Raw genomic sequence first — 19,056 nt, 5'->3', positions numbered from 1 at the left:
CCCAAAGAACGGCGCAGGGCATCTGATAGAGTCTGCCAAACGAGCCTTATATCCAGTGCGAACAAGTCATCACTACGAACCAATTCGGGCGTTCTGCAGGCCGGTGCGCTCGGAATACTGCTACGAAGACAGGCGGCGCTCGCCGGGAGGTGTCATGAAGATCGCCGTTGCCAAGGAAATCGATCCGTCGGAGCCGCGTGTCGCCGCTTCGCCTGATACGGTGAAGAAGTTTAGGGCGCTGGGCGCCGAAATCGCCGTGGAGGCGGGCGCCGGCATCAAGTCGGGCCTGCCGGATTCCGAATTCACCGCGGCCGGCGCCACCGTCAGCACTGACGCGCTCAAGGACGCCGATATCATCATCAAGGTGAAGCGTCCCGAGGCGTCCGAGCTGGCGCAGTACAAGCGCGGCGCGCTCGTCATCGCCATCATGGACCCTTACGGCAACGAGGCCGCGCTGAAGACGATAGCCGATGCCGGCGTCTCCGCCTTCGCGATGGAACTGATGCCGCGCATCACCCGCGCGCAGGTGATGGACGTGCTGTCCTCGCAGGCCAACCTCGCCGGTTACCGCGCCGTGATCGAGGGCGCCGAGGCGTTCGGCCGCGCCTTTCCGATGATGATGACCGCGGCCGGCACCGTGCCCGCTGCCAAGGTGTTCGTGATGGGCGTCGGCGTTGCGGGCCTCCAGGCGATCGCGACCGCGCGCCGCCTCGGCGCGGTGGTCACCGCGACCGACGTCCGGCCCGCGACGAAGGAGCAGGTGGAATCGCTCGGTGCGAAATTCCTCGCCGTCGAGGACGAGGAGTTCAAGAACGCGCAGACCGCTGGTGGTTACGCCAAGGAAATGTCTAGGGAGTACCAGGCCAAGCAGGCCGCGCTCACCGCCGAACACATCAAGAAGCAGGACATCGTGATCACCACCGCGCTGATCCCGGGCCGGCCGGCGCCGAAGCTCGTCAGCGCCGACATGGTCAAGTCGATGAAGCCGGGGTCGGTACTGGTCGATCTCGCCGTCGAGCGCGGCGGCAATGTCGAGGGTGCCAAGGCCGGTGAGGTCGTCGACCTCGATGGCATCAAGATCGTCGGCTACACCAACGTCGCCGGCCGCGTCGCGGCCTCGGCCTCCAGCCTCTATGCCCGCAACCTGTTCTCCTTCATCGAGACCATGGTCGACAAGAAAGAGAAGAAGCTCGCCGTGAACTGGGACGATGAGCTGGTCAAGGCCACGGCGCTGACGAAAGACGGCGCCGTCATCCACCCGAACTTCCAGCCCAAATCATCTTAAATCGGGTTTAAGGAGAGCCGCCATGGAGCATGCTGCACAGGTCGTCGACCCCTTCATCTTCCGGCTGTCGATCTTCGTTCTCGCCGTCTTCGTCGGCTATTTCGTGGTGTGGTCGGTGACGCCGGCGCTGCACACGCCGCTGATGAGCGTGACCAACGCGATCTCCTCGGTGATCGTGGTCGGCGCGCTGCTTGCCGGCGGCGTCGCGAATGTCTCGAGCGGCTCGGGCTGGGCCCGTGCCTTCGGCTTTGTCGCGCTGATCTTTGCCTGCATCAACATCTTCGGCGGCTTCCTTGTCACCCAGCGCATGCTGGCGATGTACAAGAAGAAGTCGAAGTAAGCGGCCACCTCGGGCTGATGGGATCAATGGGGACCTGAGATGAGCGCCAACCTCTCTGCATTTCTGTATCTCGTGGCGGGAGTGCTGTTCATCCTGTCGCTGCGCGGGTTGTCGAGCCCGGCTTCATCGCGCCAGGGCAATTTGTTCGGCATGATCGGCATGGCGATCGCGGTCGCCACCACGCTTGCCAACCATCCGCCGGCCGACGGGCTCGCCTGGGTGCTGGTGATCGTCGGCATCGCGATCGGCGCCGCGATCGGCGCGGTGATCGCCCGGCGCGTGCCGATGACGTCGATGCCGGAGCTGGTTGCCGCCTTCCACTCGCTGGTCGGCATGGCCGCGGTGCTGGTCGCCGCCGGCGCGTTCTACGCGCCCGAGGCTTTCGACATCGGTACGCCCGGCAATATCCACACCCAGAGCCTGGTCGAAATGTCGCTCGGCGTCGCCATCGGCGCGCTGACCTTCACCGGCTCGGTGATCGCATTCCTCAAGCTCTCGGCGCGCATGAGCGGCGCTCCGATCATCCTGCCGGCCCGCCACGTGATCAACGTCGCCCTCGCGGTGGCGCTGGTCGCCTGCATCGTCGGCCTCGTCGTCACCGGCAGCCTGGTGTTCTTCTGGCTCAACGTCATCCTGGCGCTTCTGCTCGGCGTGCTCATGATCATCCCGATCGGCGGCGCCGACATGCCGGTCGTGATCTCGATGCTGAACTCCTATTCGGGTTGGGCGGCCGCGGGCATCGGCTTCACGCTCGGCAATTCCGCGCTGATCATCACCGGCGCGCTGGTCGGCTCCTCGGGCGCGATCCTGTCCTACATCATGTGCCATGCGATGAACCGGTCCTTCATCTCGGTCATCCTCGGCGGCTTTGGCGGTGAGACCGCTGCGGCCGGCGGCGGTACGGGCGAGCAGAAGCCCGCCAAGCTCGGCTCGGCCGACGATGCCGCCTTCATCATGAAGAACGCCTCCAAGGTCATCATCGTGCCCGGCTACGGCATGGCGGTGGCGCAGGCCCAGCACGCGCTGCGCGAGATGGCCGACATCCTGAAGAAGGAAGGCGTCGAGGTGAAATACGCCATTCACCCGGTCGCGGGCCGCATGCCCGGCCACATGAACGTGCTGCTGGCCGAAGCCAACGTGCCCTATGACGAGGTGTTCGAGCTCGAGGACATCAACTCCGAGTTCGCGCAGGCCGACATCGCCTTCGTGATCGGCGCCAACGACGTGACCAATCCGGCGGCCGAAGAGGACAAGTCCTCGCCGATCTACGGCATGCCGGTGCTGCAGGTCTGGAAGGCCGGAACGGTGATGTTCATCAAGCGCTCGCTGGCTTCGGGTTACGCGGGCATCGACAACCCGTTGTTCTACCGCGACAACACCATGATGCTGCTCGGCGACGCCAAGAAGGTTACCGAGAACATCGTCAAGGCGATGTGAACGCCACGAGCTAAACATGGTTCAGAGCCTCTCTACTCTTGATCAAGATCAGCGCGGCCGCGCCATAGATTTGAACAACTGGCTCGCCTGATGGCCATGAGGCAATTTCATCTTGCTTGCTCGATTCGCTGTAATGCAAGCTTTCGGAGACATTGAGATGCCGCCGCCGCCCCTTTGGATCCCAGACTCGCAAGATACTCCAGACATTTCGCCTGCGACCACTTGGTTGCTGGCGATCGTGGCCGCCCTCGTCAATCTCGCTTTCGTGGCATTGGTCCTCTATTCGGCGTGAGCGCAAGCTGCGCTCTTGCGGTAACGGCGACCATCTCCACGTCCCGAAATCGCATCACCTGTTCAGGGCCCAAAGCGTCCCGACGCATGAGCGTTCAATTTTTCATATCCAGCTTGAGGAGCTAGCGTGACTGCATATCGTGGGCCAGTGTTTGAGATGGCCGTAAAGCAATTCGAGGTGATCGCGAATTACCTGAGCATACCGGATGATGCGAGACCGCGCCTGTTGTTGCCGAAGCGATCTGTCACAGTATCGTGTCCAATTCACCGGGATGATGGCACCACCGCGGTGTTCGAGGGCTACCGGGTACAGCATCATTTGACGCTTGGCCCGACAAAAGGGGGCACCAGGTTCGCGCCCACAGTCGACCTCGGCGAAGTTGCAGCGCTCGCCATTTGGATGAGCTGGAAATGTGCCCTGGTCGGATTGCCGTATGGCGGGGCCAAGGGCGGCATCAATGTCGACCCCTCGACCTTGTCGAAGCGCGAGCTTGAGGCGCTTTCGCGCCGTTATATGCAGGAAATGATCCCCTTCGTTGGGCCACACACCGATGTTATGGCTCCTGACCTCGGTACGAACGAGCAGATCATGGCCTGGTTCATGGATACTTATTCGATGTACCAGGGCCAAACCGTCACCGAGATCGTGACGGGCAAGCCCGTCAGCGCTGGTGGAACGCTCGGCCGTCGTGAAGCGACAGGCCGGGGTGTGGCTCATCTGGTCAGGCGCGCTGCAGACGAGCTCAAAATCCGTCTCAATGGCTCAACGGCGGTTGTTCAAGGATTTGGAAACGTCGGTTCGATCGCCGCGCTTGAGCTGCATAACATGGGAGTGAAAGTGATCGCGGTCAGCGATCACACCGGCGCGCTCTACCGCCCTCGTGGGCTCGACATACCACAACTGGTCCGGCACGCAGCCTCGCAAGGAAGCCTTGATGGCTACTCCAATGAGCTCGCTCTGGATCCTGCAGAGATCCTGACCGTGCCGTGCGACGTGCTTGTTCCGGCTGCCGTCGAACGGGTCATCGACGCTGGAATGGCCGCTAAACTGCGCTGCCGGATCCTTGCCGAAGGCGCCAACGGACCGACCACGCCGGAAGCTGACCGAATTCTGGAAGGACGCCAGGACGAGGTGTTCGTCATTCCCGATATTCTCTGCAATTCGGGAGGTGTTGTCGTCAGTTACTTTGAATGGGTGCAGGACCTTCAGCGATTGTTCTGGGAGGAGGAGGAAGTCATGCGCCGGGAGTATCAACTCCTGGATCGTGCTTTCGAGCGTGTCCTGGCGCGAAGCAAAGGCGAAAATCTGTTCAATCGCACCGCGGCCATGGCAATAGGCGTCGAGCGTGTTCGCGGTGCCAAGGAAACACGCGGCCTGTTCCCGTAAAAACCTAGTTCTTCCCTCGCGTGGAGCCGCCGTAGGCCCCCTATGCTGCCGCTAACGAGCCACTTGAATGATGAGCCCCAACTGACCTGTGCGCTCGTCCTGATGGTCTCCTTGGCGAGCACAAATGCACCCAATCCACTGGCAGATCGGTCTGTCTGCCAGTTCGCCCTAGACTTAGCTGGGCCGTCGCCGACAAACGGCAGCGGCATGTTTAGCGTTGAGTGATAGTCTCACGTCTTACAGTTTTTCATCGGCCGCAGGATTGGCAAGCCATGCGCCATTTAAGGAAAGAAAGCATTGTTCTCAGCTCTCACACTTCGCGCGCTCTCGTTCAAACGCACCCCATTGTGGCGCTTGCTCAAGCTGCAGATTCCGGCCAGCCGAACATTCAGTGCCTCCTTGCGATTAAAGATCGGCCTGCTTGGCATCATCGCGGTCATTGCGACCGGCGCGATCTGCCTGGTCGGGTTGAACCACGCGGCGCAGGTCCAGGGTGATGCGGACGAGGCCGCTCGCGTTCGTGACCGGTTTGCGGCGCTCTCCCAGAGCTTTCTGGAATCGCAACATGTGACGACCGAATTCCTGCGTCGGCGCGACGAGGCAATGATTGAGCGCCATGCCGAGCTGCTCAAGCACGAAATGGCGATGCTCGGCGACATCGAAGGCATTGCGGCGCGATTGCCTGAGGGCGATCCTCTCAAGAGCTCTTCCGGACTGCGGAGCGGGATCGACCTCTACGCCGCTCGCTTTCAGAACATCGTCTCGGCCGAGCGCGCGCTTGGTTTTAACGCCGAGGAGGGGCTCCAGGGCGGGCTGCGCACGGCCGAGCTTCAGCTGGAAGGGCGGCTTGCCGAGCTCGACCAGCCAAGGTTGACCGTTCTCATGGAGAGGATGCGCGGGTATGAAAAGGATTTCATGCTGCACGGCGAAGAAAAATACGGCCAGGATTTTGACAAGTCTGGCGCCGAATTCGCCGGGCTGCTGGCCACCTCAGATCTCTCACCGGGTATTCGCCCCGAACTTGAGAGGCTTCTCAAGTCCTATCAAGCCGCATTTTCTGCCTTCATGTTGGTCCAGCAGTCGCTGAACGAGGAGATGGAGGATATTGCCAAGGTTTATGGCAGCCATCGACCGGCATTGGCACAGGCAATTGCAGAAGCCGATCGCCGAAGCGCCGCGGCTGGCTTGCGCGCGGCAAATGCCCGCGATCTCCTGTTTTGGCTGGTGGTTGGGGCGATGGGCCTGGTCGCGACGTTTGCGCTGCTGTTCGGCCGTCGCATTGGCGGTGCCATTTCACGTATGACGGTGGCGATGCGTCAGCTTGGTGCCGGTCAGTTCGAGATTGTTCTGCCGGGTCTTGATCGTAAAGATGAGATCGGGGACATGGGACGGGCGGTCGAGGACTTCAAGCAGGGCATGCGCCTGAAGGCTGAGCGCGACCTTGCCGAACAGTTGGAACGCGACCGCCTGCAGGGCGAGCGAAGCCGCGCGGAGCTAGAGCGGCTTGCTGATGCGTTCGAGGCGGCCGTCGGTAACGTCATTCAGACGGTGGCTAACGCCTCCCGCCAGCTTGAAAGTGCGGCTCTTGGCCTCACTCAGTCGGCCAAGCACACGACCGGCGTTTCGAGCCACGTCTCGGCAGCATCCGACAGCGCCTCTTCCAATATCCAGCTCATTGCTGCCGCGACGGAACAGATGATGACCTCTGCCTCCGAAATTGGGCGGCAGGTGCAGGAATCCTCGAAGATTGCGCTGGAGGCGGTCCGCCAGGCGGCGCAGACTGACAGGCAGATCTCCGAGCTCACTGATGCGGCCGAACGGATCGGCGACGTCGTTCGGCTCATTGCGCAAGTGGCACGCCAGACCAACTTGCTTGCGCTCAACGCCACGATTGAAGCCGCACGTGCGGGCGAATACGGCACCGGCTTTGCGGTGGTCGCGCAGGAAGTCAAGGCTTTGGCGGATCAGACTTCTGATGCCACCTCGCAGATTGCTGCGCAAATCGGCGCGATGCAGTCGGTCGCCCGCAAATCGGTGATTGAAATCGTTTCCATTAGCGCAACGATCGACCGCATCTCGCAGATTTCGGGTGCTGTGTCGGAGTCTGTTGAACAGCAGCTGTTGGCAAAGCGCGAGATTGCGCACAACATCCAGCAGACCGCCGCGCGAACCTCGGAGGTTGCGAGCGGAATGAGCCAGGTCGCCCATGGCGCCGCAACCACGGATACAGCGGCAGGCGGCGTCCTGCAGTCGGCGCAGGCGCTGTCCAAGAGCAGTTCTGAGTTGACCGCTGAATTGAGCCGCTTCATTGCATCCTTGCGACGAGCGTGAGCGGCCCAAGCGGTCGAGCAGCCAAAATGTCCCTTGTGCAGGAACACTCAATGCAACCCGATGACCGGCGAGATGAAATGGCGCGAAAGAGCGGACTTGAGGAGATCGGTCCTACGAAATGCGCCGCTCGGACAATTCTGATGCCGTCCATGGGACGACGCATTGTGTCGGAGGGGCTCGGCACGGCGTTCCTTCTCGCTGCCGTGGTCGGGTCCGGTATCATGGCGCAGCGGCTCGCCGGCGGCAACGTCGCGCTCGCGCTTCTCTGCAACACCATCTCCACTGGTGCGATCCTGGTCGTCCTGATCCTGGTCTTCGGGCCGCTGTCGGGAGCGCACTTCAATCCCGCGCTGAGTCTGGCCTTGACCTTGCGAGGCGAACTGACGTGGCGAGCCCTGTGGGCCTATATTCTCGCGCAGATTGCCGGTTCGCTCACGGGGGTCTTTGCGGCACATTTGATGTTCGATATTCCGCTCTGGCAAGTCTCGCTCACACAACGAACCGGAGCAGGACAGTGGATCGCAGAAGCCGCCGCAACGTTCGGTTTGCTCGTCACGATCTTCGGCTGCGCGAGCCGAACTCCCGCTGTGGTTCCTTACGCCGTTGGCTTGTACGTAACGTCCGCCTACTGGTTCACCGCATCCACTTCGTTCGCCAATCCCGCGGTGACGATCGCACGATCGCTGTCCGACACCTTTGCCGGTATCGCTCCGAGTAGCGTTGTTCCCTTCATCATCGCGCAACTGATTGGGGCCCTTGCGGCCACAACGCTCGCTGCATGGTTATTTAGGAACACCGCCTGAAAGGGCGATGAGATTAGGAAGAAATCGTCATTGCGCTTTAGGTAATTGTTTGAGCATGATCTTTTCGCAAAACACTGCACACGCAGAATGAAGCGAAAGGGTCCGGCGCAGCTGACGTGATCGACAATCTCATTGACGTCAGTCGGCACGTCAATTCTGTCTTCTTGAACTTGCGCTCTGGCTGCTCCTCACACTTACCAACAGGTCGATCGTGCAGCCAATGAATGACGGGGAGGTCGTCGCCGCCCAGATGAGCACGCCACAGCCGCGGCGCCGGCAAGTTCCTGCATTTGGGAAGAAAACCGGAAGATCTTGAGCGCCGTTTGAAAGACGGCGCCCCGATGCCATGAAGCGTTGGTCGTTATGCGGGATGGTCACGCCAAGAAGGGTTGGCGCGATGCTGATTGCGTCACGTAAAGTGCTGAGCGGGGTATCGCCCAAGGCCGGCGTCTTGCAGTTCAGCTTAGGTTCAAAGGGAGAGTCAAGCTGCGGCGCGCTCGACGCAACTTGACCGATGTCACCAACCCGCTCGAAGTACGCCGATATTCTGGTGGTGAGCGTCGGGTCGGCGATAATCAAGGCAACCTATTCGACAATGACCGACTTAGACCTAGCGAGATTGCGTGGCTGGTCAACATCTGTGCCCATCAGCAACCCAGTATGATACGCCAAGAGCTGCATCGGAATGTCATAAACTATCGGAGTAAAGCTTGCCCCCATGTCAGGCAATACGATGGTCGCGAGCGAGTTCACAGAGGCCGCCTCGGCTCCCTTTGGATCGGTTATTAGGATGATGTTGCCACCTCTTGCTGCAACTTCCTGCATGTTTGAGACCGTCTTTTGGAACAGCGAGTCGGAAGGGGCGATCACCACGACAGGCACACCATCGCTTATCAACGCAAGCGGACCGTGTTTAAGCTCGCCCGCAGCATAGCCGTCGGCGTGGATATAGGCGATTTCTTTCAGCTTCAGCGCTCCTTCCAGCGCCAGCGGAAAGGAGCTGCCGCGACCGAGACATAGCACGCCACGCGACTTGGCGACCTCCCGCGCGAGCTTCTCGATTTGCGGTTCGGTTGCAAGTGCAGCTGTCATCAGGCGAGGAACTTCGAGCAACTCCTGTACGAGCGTGGCCTCGGTGGCCCGGGATAATTCACCACGCGCTCTCCCGTTGGCGATCGCAAGAGCCGCGAGCACGATCAACTGGCACGAGAAGGCTTTGGTCGAGGGGACGCCCATTTCGGGGCCGGCCAGCGTCTGCAGCACGGTCTCGCTCTCTCGCGCAATTGTCGAGCTCGGCACGTTGACTACGGAGAGCGTGCGCAGTCCCTGAGATTTGGCAAAACGCAGCGCAGCCAGCGTATCAGCCGTCTCGCCGGATTGCGAAATGAGGATGGCGAGATCGCGCTCGCGCAAGGGCGGTTCCCGGTAGCGTAATTCGGAAGCGACATCGACCTCGACGGGGATGCGGGCCAGCCGCTCGAACCAGTATTTGCCGATGTGGCCGGCATGGCGTGCGGTGCCGCAGCCGGTGATCAATATTCGGCCAATGTCATTGAAGTCGAATGGCAGCGTCTGAGGGAATGCGACGCGATCGGCCGACGCGTCGACATAGCGCGCCAGCGTATGGCCGGCGACTTTCGGTTGCCTGTGGATCTCCTTGAGCATGAAAGGACGATAATTTGCCTTTCGGATGAGAGCCGGCGAGGCTCTGCATTTCAGTACCTCGCGATGGGCAATGACGCCTTGCATGTCGTAGATCGTGAAGGAGTTGCGGGTCAGAACGGCCCAGTCGCCGTCTTCCAAATGGGTAATGCGCTCCGTGAAAGGCGCAAGTGCAATCTCATCCGACGCCAGATACATTTCTCCGTCGCCATGGCCGATAGCAAGCGGCGACCCATTGCAGGCCCCGATCAATAAATCGTCGTAGCCCTTGAACAGAAAAACCAGCGCGAACGGACCACCCAGTTTGGGCAGCGAAGCCTTCACCGCGTCCTGAGGCGAATAGCCCTTGATCAAATGGGATTCGACTATGTGAGCGACTACCTCTGTATCCGTCTCGGAGGCGAATTGTGCACCCTTTCGTTCCAACTCGGCGCGCAGCTCAGGATAATTTTCGATTACGCCGTTATGAACGACCGACACATTGTCAGTCGCATGCAGATGGGCGTTCTTCGCGCTCGCCTTTCTGTGGCTGGTCCAGCGGGTATGCCCGATGCCGGTATGCCCCCACACCGGCGCGGCGCGCAGGCGGTTCTCTAACGCCTTGAGCTTGCCCTCGGCACGCTGTCGGTAGAAATGACCGCCTTCCAGCGTTGCCACGCCTGCAGAGTCATAGCCACAATATTCTAGCTGCTTCAGGGAAACGATTAATTGCTCGGAGACCGGACGGCGTCCCACAATGCCGACAATTCCGCACATGCAGGTCAATATGCTCCGCAACTAGCGTTGAACCACATCGTCTTTCGAGTCAGGCGGCAAGCTAGAGGGGTTGGCAGGTCAATGAATCCCCCCATTTGGCTAGCCACGGAGCTGGCAATTTGCATGCCAGTACCGAACGACTTTACAAGCTATTTGGGCCGGTTCCCGGACACGCTGCTAGACGTATATCATCACGCTGATCAAGCATTCCGGGGGACTTCTGCTGACGATGGCTCGGCGCCTAAATGGAGCCGCGGGGCCCAGAATGTTCGCTCACTCGGCCAGATACTGACATTCCCCATCGACCTCGTTGCCCGATCTAACATCGCTCCGGTGTGGTGAGTAGCCGAGAGGAATTCACATTCATCGTGTGATACATTCGGTCCACCCATTTCGCCTTGTTATTTTATCGGCGTGGTGGAAGCCCGCGAAGAGGGCGCTGCCGCGCAGTCGCCGGCTGATCATATTCAGCCGTGTGTGGATCAAGACGTGCATGTGCGAAATTCGACAAGACCGCAAGTATTCCGCCGTACGGCGTGAAGTGGTTGTTTTGTCCGCCTGCTACGCAAGTGGCATAAGCCGTTTGTGGCACGCACTTTGCTGAGGTCCTGCGCAAACTCGTTTCAATGTGGCCGTCTGGCAGATAGCGCAGCCCGGAGTTCATATGGCCCTTGCTCGGCTAATCACATCAAGGCCATCGACAGGCCGTGAATTGAAAGCCCGCCGGGTGCGGCGCGATTGCCTTTGTCGTTCGTGCTGTACAGCACTTGGCCCTTATTCACGCCCTGAGAGTGGTAGCGATGCTTAGGAGTGCGCCGAGCATCACGGACGGCAATCGGCAATCATCGAACGCGTGCCCACCATCGCTCATGTTCTCGGAGCACCCTCACCGATGTGTTCCCTTAGGGCACGAGGCGCTCTGCGCGTTTGGTGTGAGCATTTTCGCCGAGCGATGTCCATCAGCTAAGGGGCCAGCGCAAGTGCGCCCTGGAATGCACTGAGGCGATCGTTGCCGACTCTCTTGGCTCAGAGCTGGCCACTTGGATTTTGATATGCCGCGACACGAGAAGGATCGAAAATGGCTGTTGTCCGATTTGTATTTGCCGCACTGAAGCCGGGTGTCAGCGCAGCGGAGTATGAACGCTTCGAACGCGAGGTCGACTATGTCGTCGCCAGTAAATTGAAGACTATCGTCAGCTATTCGACGCACCGCATCACGGAAACCGGCGTCGGCATATCAGGCGGGCCGTGGGACTATATCGAGCGCATTGAGGTGACCGATCGCAAAGCCTATCAAGCTGAGCTCGCCGTCGTCGGCAAGAAAATGCTCGAAGAACTCTACGAAAAATATCTCGACAGATCTAAGACAGTTTCGGTCTGGTCAGAACGGATCGAAGCATGAGTCTCGCATCCTCACCGTTCCCAGCCAAAGTTGCGTTGTCCGGCGGTTCTTGCCCGTCACCCGAAGAAAAAACACTGGGTTCGTGCCAACACGGGGACGGCGCCTCGAGAGGCGCGTCCGTGTCCGACAGCGCGGCCCAATTCGATGAATTTGCAAGTCTGCACGAGAATATGACTGAATGGCCCCTTCAAAAATACATCGAAGTGCCGAGCGTACTAGAGGTGATGGGTGACGTTGATGGCTTCTCCATCCTCGATTTTGGGTGCGGCGCGGGGGCATATTCGCGAATACTTAAGCAACGCGGAGCAGCCTCTGTTGTAGGATATGATCCGGCGCCAGGCATGCTAAACTACGCGCGGCGTCGCGCAGAAAAAGAGGGGATCAATCTCTCCTTCGTCACTCATCTCCATGCCAACATGGCAGCCCAATTCGACTTGGTACTTGCATCCTATGTGCTGCCCTATGCCGCCACCAAAAGTGAGCTGGACAGCATGTGCGCCGAAATGGCCGAACTGTTGCGTCCTGGCGGGCGCTTGATATCGTTGTCCACTCATCCAGCTTACAATCCACATCCAAACTGGTACGAACCCTGTGGCTTCAGGCTCGTCGTAGACGATCCTGAGAACCCATATTTAGAAGGTGGGCGTATTAAGGTCGAGTTCTGCAAAAATGGAGAACAAGGCGGCGTATTTGCATGGCATTGGCCCGCTCCCTCTTTGGAGAGTTCATTAGCACAAGCCGGGTTCCGATCATTGAAATGGAGAGAACTGTTTGTGCCCACATGCGCCCGTATAGATCAGCTTCCCACGGAGCTACATGCATATCTCCAAAGCCCGCACGCGATCATCATTGAAGGCGTCCGTGTCCCACGCCATGCGGGGCGACACCCATGACGTTTGTACCATTCAGGAGCAAGTTGTTAGTCCCGTTCTCCTCAGCGGTCGCGGAAGGTCTATGCGGCTTTGACGAGCATGAATGGGATGCCCTCGTCGGTGATAACAATTTTTATAACAGCTACCGGTGGCTGCGAGCGCTCGAACATTCGCTCGGCGCAACGGACGTGCTTGCGGTCCGCGGGGCGGCCGGAGTCGTGGCTGCGTGCACGCTTTGGGAGGGAGACCAATCACCTGGTTTGTTCTTCCTGCCAGATTGCATGGCTGGAATTCCCGGCCCTTGGCAACAAAGTTTTCTCTGGCTGGGTGGTCGGCGCAACACCCACAACGAGATACCCTGCATTCAGGGCAGGCGAAGGTATGAGGCTTTAGGCGAGTTGGGACGCAGCGCTCTAAACTATGCTCAGGAGCGGGGATATGCCGGCGTTGTAGTGCCGTACATGCCCTACCCGGCGGCGGTGGAATTCGCGGAGCACATTGGGGGTACGGTCGTTTTGCATTCTGCCGAAGCGTATCTAGAAGTGCCGGATACAGGGGTAGCCGGGATGATGGCGGCCTCGTGCGCGCATGATCGTAATCAAAGCAAGTCTGAAGTCGCGGCGTTCCGGCGAGCCGGGGGGAAGATCGGATGGGCCTCAGCCGAAGAACTCGATGACTCCATAGTCGCTGATCTCATAACCCAAAACAGGTCTCGACACGGAAGCACCCAGGGTCGCGACTGGATGGAAAGGATACTCGCCGGGCAGAGAAAGGCGGGTGTGTCGCAGTTCGGTGCCGCAGCAATTTCCGAGTGCAACAACGAGATAACCGGGCTTGCTGTTTTCTATCGCTTTGGAACGGCACTTCACTTGCGCTACTTCGGGGCAGACTACAGTCGCGATCTCAAGGATTACAGATATTTCGTCTTATGCTATTACGAGCCCCTCGATTACGCTGCGGCGCGCGGTCTCACAACATTGCGGCTTTCTACCTCCTCGTTACGTGCGAAAGTGAACCGAGGGGCAAAGATCGAGCCGCAGGCGATCGTCATCAAGTGCGTTGGTGAACAGCACATCTGCGGCTCCGACGTCAAGCGGCACAATCTGCGTATGATCAGACAATATCAGAATCAGTTCGCAGGCCATCTTTGCAGGGATTGGGAGTTGGTCGAGCGTTTGCTGGGTGAGTAACTGCGAGATTGAGCAAGATTCGCCGAGGTCTTTGGTCGGGTACGGTGCCCCTCGGCCTAACGCCAGGACTTCGACTGAAGATGCCGCGCTGGTTCTTCAAGCCGGAGCACGACGAAGGCACACTCAAGCAAAAACTGCTGCGCACATTCTGGGATACGGTGCCCGATGACGTCATGACGGCTGACTCCGGGTCTCGAGGGTCGGCAGCGAGCGCTTTTGTGGCACGAAAATTCGCGAGATTTCCGAACGAAACTGGGTAGAGCACGGCAGTCCCGACGACACTCCCGCGTGGCGAGTTGATGGAATCCAGCCTAAGCGAGTTTTCCGGCTTCAAGCAGTGCTTCCTCTCGAGAGGACGTCGGCGCGGCCGGACCTTTTTATGAATTTGGCAAGACGAGAGCCAGACTCGCCGCCAACGATGTCGCCGCCGAGGTCGCCAAACGCAACGAGCCCAAGCTGCGCGCGCGCCTGAAGCCGGATGCGGCCTCGCTCGCGCAGCTGCTCGGCGAGCGGGTCTTCGCCTTCGCCGGAATCGGCGATCCCCAGCACTTCCTCCGCACATTGGAGGCCAGCGGCATCGAAGTCGCGCGCACGCGCCGCTTCGACAATCATCACATGTTCTCGCGCGAGGAACTCGCCGCGCTTGCAGCGGAGGCACAGCGCGAGCAGCTCACGCTGGTGACGACGAAAATGATCTTGCGCGCCTGCATCGCAGCGATGGCGTGCCCTACCGGCATCGTCCCATTCGCTGTCCAGCTCGAATTCGACGACCGGGCCAAGCTGCGGCAACTGATCAGCGACCATCTCTACAAGGCCCGCGAGCGGCGTTTTTCCAGACGCTGATCTCGTCCGGTGGGCAAAGCGAGGCGTGCCGACCAACTTCGTTTCGCACTCGCTAAAGCTACCGCTTCAGCAGACAGTCATGCTCACCACACCCCAACGACCATCATTCCTATGATGGTCAGGCACGAGACGCAGGTCACCGTGAAGGTATAGCATTCGGGTGTGTTCATCGCTGTCTCCCAGACTGTTGAATTGCTTGGCCACTACCACGCGGGAGAGATTGCCGGTCTTGGCTGCTTCAATGCGGCGCGCCGCGATCGGTCTTGCGGTATGCCGCCGCCCTCTCGTCGTCACTCTGATCCGAAATAAGGTAGTCCGCTTCGAGTGCTTCAAAGCGTTCAGCTGCGATCAGAAGCTGCTTGCGCATTTCAGCGAGACGGGCGCGGCAATATTCGCGATAGAGCAAGTCCAGTATGATGGGCATGATCACCCCCATCGATTGACTTTGAATTGACAGATATTCCACCGCGGATTTTCGAGGTGATCGTCGCCCGTCAGATGGCTCTTCGATATGAGCCCGTTCACAGACTGCGCCAATTCCAAAGCTCAATGGCCGTTTGGTTGACTTGATTGTCTGTGCGATAAAAAAGAACAGGGCTAATTACCTAACAGGAAGTTTAGCGGCACTGTGTTTCAGCAAGACTTCGTCAAACAACTTAAGGGCGCCGGACCGCGACGAAAATTCCAACCACAAAGCGAAATGACTTACCTCGGAGTGCAAGCACGATTCGATGCAACGCGGATCGACGCGACTGCCTGAAGCAGGCGATCGATCAGAAGGTCGTTGGGGAGTCCAGGAGGAGTTTCATCAAGAGGTGCGTAGGCGGAGATACCACGGAGCAGTGAACCGGTTCGAAAGGCCGGTCGGGGGGCGGTGCTTGCTCTGCGCAAGCGAGAGATCACACCTTTCGTTGATCAGGCTTAGGCGTGATCGGGTGCTCCCGTGAGACGGCGGCAAGGCTGCCAAGCATCGTTCAGATGATCGGATTATGTCGGGTTAGGATGCGAGCCGGCGGCTCCGAATTCCAGCGGGGCTGCGCGTTTGTCGTTAGGCGCCATTGAGGTCGTTTACTTGGTATCACGTCGATAAGGGCCGTGACTTCCTCTCCCGCTGCATCACCCGGTGGTGTCTCCGCTCCAGCAATGCTTCCGGAGCAATTCCATGATTCCGACCACGCGGATCGAGCATTTTAGGGTCAGCTACCGCCGCCGAGATCCGTGAGGTGAACAAGGTTGTACCTCAAACCAGTCCCCTAGCTGAAATAGCTCAAGGAAGATCACCTGAGGCCTCCGTTGCCGGATTGCTCGAGCTCGATACTTCTTCGTCGCTTAAGGCGCTGCCTAACCGTTCCGGCGCCACTCTCCGCCTTGAGCAGCAGCAAAGGAATTCCCGTGTGGGGCCAGCAGATCGTTGCTGAGAGATCTGCTGATGGCACGAGAATTGTTGCCATAAGCGGAACTGCCGCCTACGATTTAGGTCTGGCCCTGACCGCGAAGATCACCAAGCAGCAGGCGCTTCCTCGTAGCCAACAAGCTTGTCAGCTTTGTCAGCTTCTGGGCAAGCCTTGTCTCCTTCGCGGCCAGCGCCTCCACCGGCTCCTGGCGCTTGGTCGCGTCGAATTGACTCAGCGCGCGACGCTCTCCTCCAACTGAGCACGCCGTCGCTCCATCTTCGTGCACGTGAAGTTCCTGTCCCGGCTGTTCACGGCATTGAACTTGCTGCCATCGGTGGCGGCGCCTCGTCGTTGCCAATAAGTCCATCTCTTGGCAGAGTTCGAGGAGCAAAGTGGGGGCGCGACGCTGCCCGCTGGCTCCGCAACCTCGAAGCGCATCTCAGCCAAACCGAGCGAATCGAGAAATACGTCGATCACCCGAACAGGGCCGCTCTCGTCAATGGCGTCATCGAAGTATTCGGGCTAAGCGTTCGCTTTCCAGGATCTACTTCTTCATGAAGCGCCTCATCAATTACCCCGGAAAATCACAGGAGAACATAACAGCAGCCCAGTGTTGTCACTGCCAGGACTCGTTGCCGACATTCGCGGAAAAGCGCGCCGGTAACGAAGTCTTTGACTGGCGCTACACATTTAGAGGACTCCACATGAGGGGACTACCAACCTCATTGAAAGCGCGTTGGCCAGCGCGTTCCGGCGCACCGTTCAAGGGATGTCTTTCGAACAAGGCTCGCTACGATCCTCAAGCTCGCCGAGGCCGCCGAGAAAAGCTGCGTCGCGTCGATGGCCACAACCAGTTGACGCAACTCTCCCGCGTTAAATTAGCCAACGGGAATCGAAGTCGCAGACCCGACTCAATCCACTGTCGCCTAGCCCGCTCCGGCACCAACATTCGGCGATAGCACTTTAACCCACGATAAGTCGCACCTTGGATCGAAAGACAAGTAATCGCAAGTTAGTTCTTCACCCGGCTGTACGTCTCGGGCTGTGAAAATTCGGCAATGATCGTCTTGGTATGTGTTTGGTTGATTGCTGTGATTCATGAAACGAGCGTTGTCAGCATTGTACTCTAAAACACCATCATCAACGTCGAGGTCTCTTGGATAGGCGTGCTTATCAAGTAAAGCTTGAAATGTTCGAGGTAAAGTTGCGTACTGTTCAGGTGTCACGGCAATGTCAACGATTGGGTTATGAATCCAAATCAATGCACCTTTAGGCAAAAGAGTAGCGGAGAAAAGTCCAATACCGCCAAACTGGTCTGGCTTCAAAATAGTTTCAACGATCAACACTGACATATCTCCCCAAAGTCGCTAGCACCCTGCAAGCTAACTAACCTGAGCCGTGCAATCTCCTGCATAAATTGGTGGGGTCGTTTAATCGCGTCTCGGTCACAACCTCGATTTTTTTTCAATCTGTGCATCCCTTTCGGTAGCGGCTGCTACCGATGAGGATCTCGGCTGTCGCTCCACGAGGAGATGCTGCAGGACTGGCGCCACGGTTCACCTTCCGCGGCAGCGACGTCGTGGCGATCCTGGAAAGCGCCTGCAAGGAATTGGGGTTCCCGGCAACGATCCGCGTCGATGAAGGCAGCGAGTTCGTGTCGCGCGATCTGGACCTCTGGACCTACCAACGCGGTGTCACGCTGGACTTCTCCAGCCCGGTAAGCCAACCGACAACGCGTTCATCGAAGACTGCGCCTTCCGGGTCGAATGCCTCAACACGCACCGGTTCCTCAGCCTTGCGGACGCCCAAGAAAAAGTGGAGACTACAACGAAGAACGGCCCCATGGCGCCATCGGCAGCAGATCGCCGATTTTGCTGCAAAACCACGTCGGCGCATCCAGCCCGGATGGTCCAAAGGTCGGCCTCGCTGCATCAACCCGAGACTGTAAGCGCTGCTGGATGAAAGTTGAGTGGCAGGTGCGGGACGATTCCACGGCGTATCCAAAAACGCCGACGCGTGACCGATCTGTCGCTGGCGCCGCGTTCGTAGAGCTCGTGGTGATCATCGAACGCTTCCGCTGCGACGCCGTCGTGCGGACGCCAGATCTTCACTGAGCGTTTCGCCGACGGGATATTGGCGTCATCCGCGCGACGCACGGCGCGGCTGGACTCCATGGTCCAGCATCTCGGTCTGGTGCTTAGCGGGTGACGGACAGGCCTTTGCAAAACGGCTGATGCTGCCAGAAAGCAAGGACAAGCCTGTGGGTTTGTCCGACGCCCCAGCTGTTCGCAGGCCGATTTTCTCAAGATCATCGCCAAACTCACCAGGCCCGGCTGGGGGGCATGAACGAATGGCTATGTTCTCCGCGTGGAGACCCCAGAGCGGAGCTGAACGCAGGATAGACTTTCATTTTCCTAAATAAGGCTCACCTCAAGGGATCACGGCCAGCAGTTAATCGAACCATCGACCAGTGCCTGCCTTATTTGTTCGGCCCGTTCCTTGGACAGCTTCTCGGCCAAGCTGTGGTCCTTTAACAGCGCCGGCCCCTTGCGTTCTCGATCATAAACCATCCAGCCGGTGGTCCCCCTTCGAACGAGGAACCTGGACTGTTGCGGAGGTAATTCGTGGATCAACAGTTCCTCCTACATTGACCTGTTACGAAATCGCGTCGGGTGTCCCAAGGAAAGACGACACTCGTGTCACGAAAATACGCCGCGCCCTTTATGCCTGAGCCGGGACACTGAAATTTCCCACGCAACAAACGCACTGCACGCCCTGTGCCACTGGCCGAGGCATCTTTCGATGCGGCGTTCATCTATCCTCACCGCCGCAGACGGGGACAAGCAAACGCCTCGTGAAATTGATCCCTCGCCCGAGGCCAGACGGGCCTATGACCCCGGCCGGGTGGCCGGATCGGCCGTGAAGGCTTGGATCAGCTAAGGCATAGATTTGGTGCTGCGATCGTCAATTTAGGCCGGCAGGAAGTCCGAAACGCCTCGCCGGCTTGCGTAAACGAGCTTTGGTCTACGACTTGTCTCGGATCAAGTGCGACGTGAAGGCGTT

The 19,056-nt window shown here is 59.1% G+C and carries 16 protein-coding genes and 1 pseudogene; 12 read left to right on the top strand and 5 right to left on the bottom strand.

What is annotated here, in order from left to right:
- Positions 1-154: 154 nt before the first annotated feature.
- The 6 genes from I6F24_RS33480 to I6F24_RS33455 all read left to right on the top strand — a co-directional run bounded on the left by I6F24_RS33480 (position 155) and on the right by I6F24_RS33455 (position 7,874).
- Positions 155-1,285, top strand: a complete 1,131-nt coding sequence (locus I6F24_RS33480) for a Re/Si-specific NAD(P)(+) transhydrogenase subunit alpha (RefSeq protein ID WP_225130122.1) — start codon at positions 155-157, stop codon at positions 1,283-1,285.
- Between the two features lie 22 nt (positions 1,286-1,307).
- A complete protein-coding gene (locus I6F24_RS33475; RefSeq protein ID WP_014492434.1) occupies positions 1,308-1,625 on the top strand; it encodes a proton-translocating transhydrogenase family protein in 318 nt (105 codons plus the stop codon).
- A 39-nt stretch (positions 1,626-1,664) separates the two neighbouring features.
- A complete protein-coding gene (locus I6F24_RS33470) occupies positions 1,665-3,062 on the top strand; it encodes an NAD(P)(+) transhydrogenase (Re/Si-specific) subunit beta (RefSeq protein WP_225130120.1) in 1,398 nt (465 codons plus the stop codon).
- 418 nt (positions 3,063-3,480) lie between these two features.
- Positions 3,481-4,740 carry a Glu/Leu/Phe/Val dehydrogenase gene (locus I6F24_RS33465; protein ID WP_225130118.1) on the top strand — a complete coding sequence of 420 codons (1,260 nt, stop codon included), beginning with the start codon at positions 3,481-3,483 and terminating at the stop codon, positions 4,738-4,740.
- Positions 4,741-5,037: 297 nt separating this feature from the next.
- Positions 5,038-7,071 carry a HAMP domain-containing methyl-accepting chemotaxis protein gene (locus tag I6F24_RS33460; protein ID WP_225152496.1) on the top strand — a complete coding sequence of 678 codons (2,034 nt, stop codon included), beginning with the start codon at positions 5,038-5,040 and terminating at the stop codon, positions 7,069-7,071.
- A gap of 140 nt (positions 7,072-7,211) precedes the next feature.
- Positions 7,212-7,874: an MIP/aquaporin family protein gene (locus I6F24_RS33455; RefSeq protein WP_225130131.1), complete on the top strand. Its 663-nt coding sequence runs from the start codon at positions 7,212-7,214 to the stop codon at positions 7,872-7,874.
- Positions 7,875-8,024: 150 nt separating this feature from the next.
- Here the strand turns inward: I6F24_RS33455 and I6F24_RS33450 are convergent, their stop codons facing one another.
- Both I6F24_RS33450 and glmS read right to left on the bottom strand, forming a co-directional pair.
- Complete coding sequence (locus I6F24_RS33450; RefSeq protein ID WP_225130115.1) at positions 8,025-8,453, bottom strand: hypothetical protein; 429 nt, start codon at positions 8,451-8,453, stop codon at positions 8,025-8,027.
- 6 nt (positions 8,454-8,459) lie between these two features.
- Positions 8,460-10,292 (bottom strand): glutamine--fructose-6-phosphate transaminase (isomerizing), encoded by a 1,833-nt coding sequence (glmS, locus tag I6F24_RS33445; protein ID WP_225130113.1) that lies wholly within the window; start codon positions 10,290-10,292, stop codon positions 8,460-8,462.
- Positions 10,293-11,370: 1,078 nt separating this feature from the next.
- Here glmS and I6F24_RS33440 point away from each other — a divergent pair.
- The 4 genes from I6F24_RS33440 to I6F24_RS33425 all read left to right on the top strand — a co-directional run bounded on the left by I6F24_RS33440 (position 11,371) and on the right by I6F24_RS33425 (position 14,599).
- Positions 11,371-11,694 (top strand): hypothetical protein, encoded by a 324-nt coding sequence (locus tag I6F24_RS33440; protein ID WP_225130111.1) that lies wholly within the window; start codon positions 11,371-11,373, stop codon positions 11,692-11,694.
- 119 nt (positions 11,695-11,813) lie between these two features.
- Entirely contained in the window at positions 11,814-12,587 is a 774-nt protein-coding gene (locus I6F24_RS33435; RefSeq protein ID WP_225130109.1) for a class I SAM-dependent methyltransferase, read from the top strand.
- Complete coding sequence (locus I6F24_RS33430) at positions 12,584-13,756, top strand: peptidogalycan biosysnthesis protein (protein ID WP_225130107.1); 1,173 nt, start codon at positions 12,584-12,586, stop codon at positions 13,754-13,756. The genes I6F24_RS33435 and I6F24_RS33430 overlap by 4 nt, the downstream gene beginning before the upstream one ends.
- A 456-nt stretch (positions 13,757-14,212) precedes the next feature.
- Positions 14,213-14,599, top strand: a complete 387-nt coding sequence (locus tag I6F24_RS33425) for a tetraacyldisaccharide 4'-kinase (protein ID WP_225130129.1) — start codon at positions 14,213-14,215, stop codon at positions 14,597-14,599.
- Positions 14,600-14,837: 238 nt separating this feature from the next.
- Here the strand turns inward: I6F24_RS33425 and I6F24_RS33420 are convergent, their stop codons facing one another.
- Complete coding sequence (locus I6F24_RS33420) at positions 14,838-15,065, bottom strand: hypothetical protein (RefSeq protein WP_225130106.1); 228 nt, start codon at positions 15,063-15,065, stop codon at positions 14,838-14,840.
- Positions 15,066-15,991: 926 nt separating this feature from the next.
- Between I6F24_RS33420 and I6F24_RS33415 the strand changes: the two genes are divergently transcribed.
- The gene (locus I6F24_RS33415; RefSeq protein ID WP_225130135.1) at positions 15,992-16,252 is read left to right on the top strand and encodes a hypothetical protein; all 261 of its coding nucleotides are present in this window, start codon (positions 15,992-15,994) and stop codon (positions 16,250-16,252) included.
- A gap of 667 nt (positions 16,253-16,919) precedes the next feature.
- Here I6F24_RS33415 and I6F24_RS33410 read toward each other — a convergent pair.
- Positions 16,920-17,345: an SET domain-containing protein gene (locus I6F24_RS33410; RefSeq protein ID WP_225130104.1), complete on the bottom strand. Its 426-nt coding sequence runs from the start codon at positions 17,343-17,345 to the stop codon at positions 16,920-16,922.
- Positions 17,346-17,536: 191 nt separating this feature from the next.
- Here I6F24_RS33410 and I6F24_RS33405 point away from each other — a divergent pair.
- Positions 17,537-17,861, top strand: a pseudogene (locus I6F24_RS33405) (integrase core domain-containing protein); the annotation flags it as partial.
- Between the two features lie 570 nt (positions 17,862-18,431).
- On the opposite strand, the gene I6F24_RS33400 reads toward I6F24_RS33405, so the two are convergent.
- Complete coding sequence (locus tag I6F24_RS33400) at positions 18,432-18,626, bottom strand: hypothetical protein (RefSeq protein WP_225130102.1); 195 nt, start codon at positions 18,624-18,626, stop codon at positions 18,432-18,434.
- Positions 18,627-19,056 lie beyond the last annotated feature (430 nt).

The sequence above is a fragment of the Bradyrhizobium sp. BRP23 genome (assembly GCF_020194135.1).
GTDB classification, from domain to species: Bacteria; Pseudomonadota; Alphaproteobacteria; order Rhizobiales; family Xanthobacteraceae; genus Bradyrhizobium; species Bradyrhizobium yuanmingense.
This window is presented reverse-complemented; position numbering and strand designations above follow the sequence as displayed.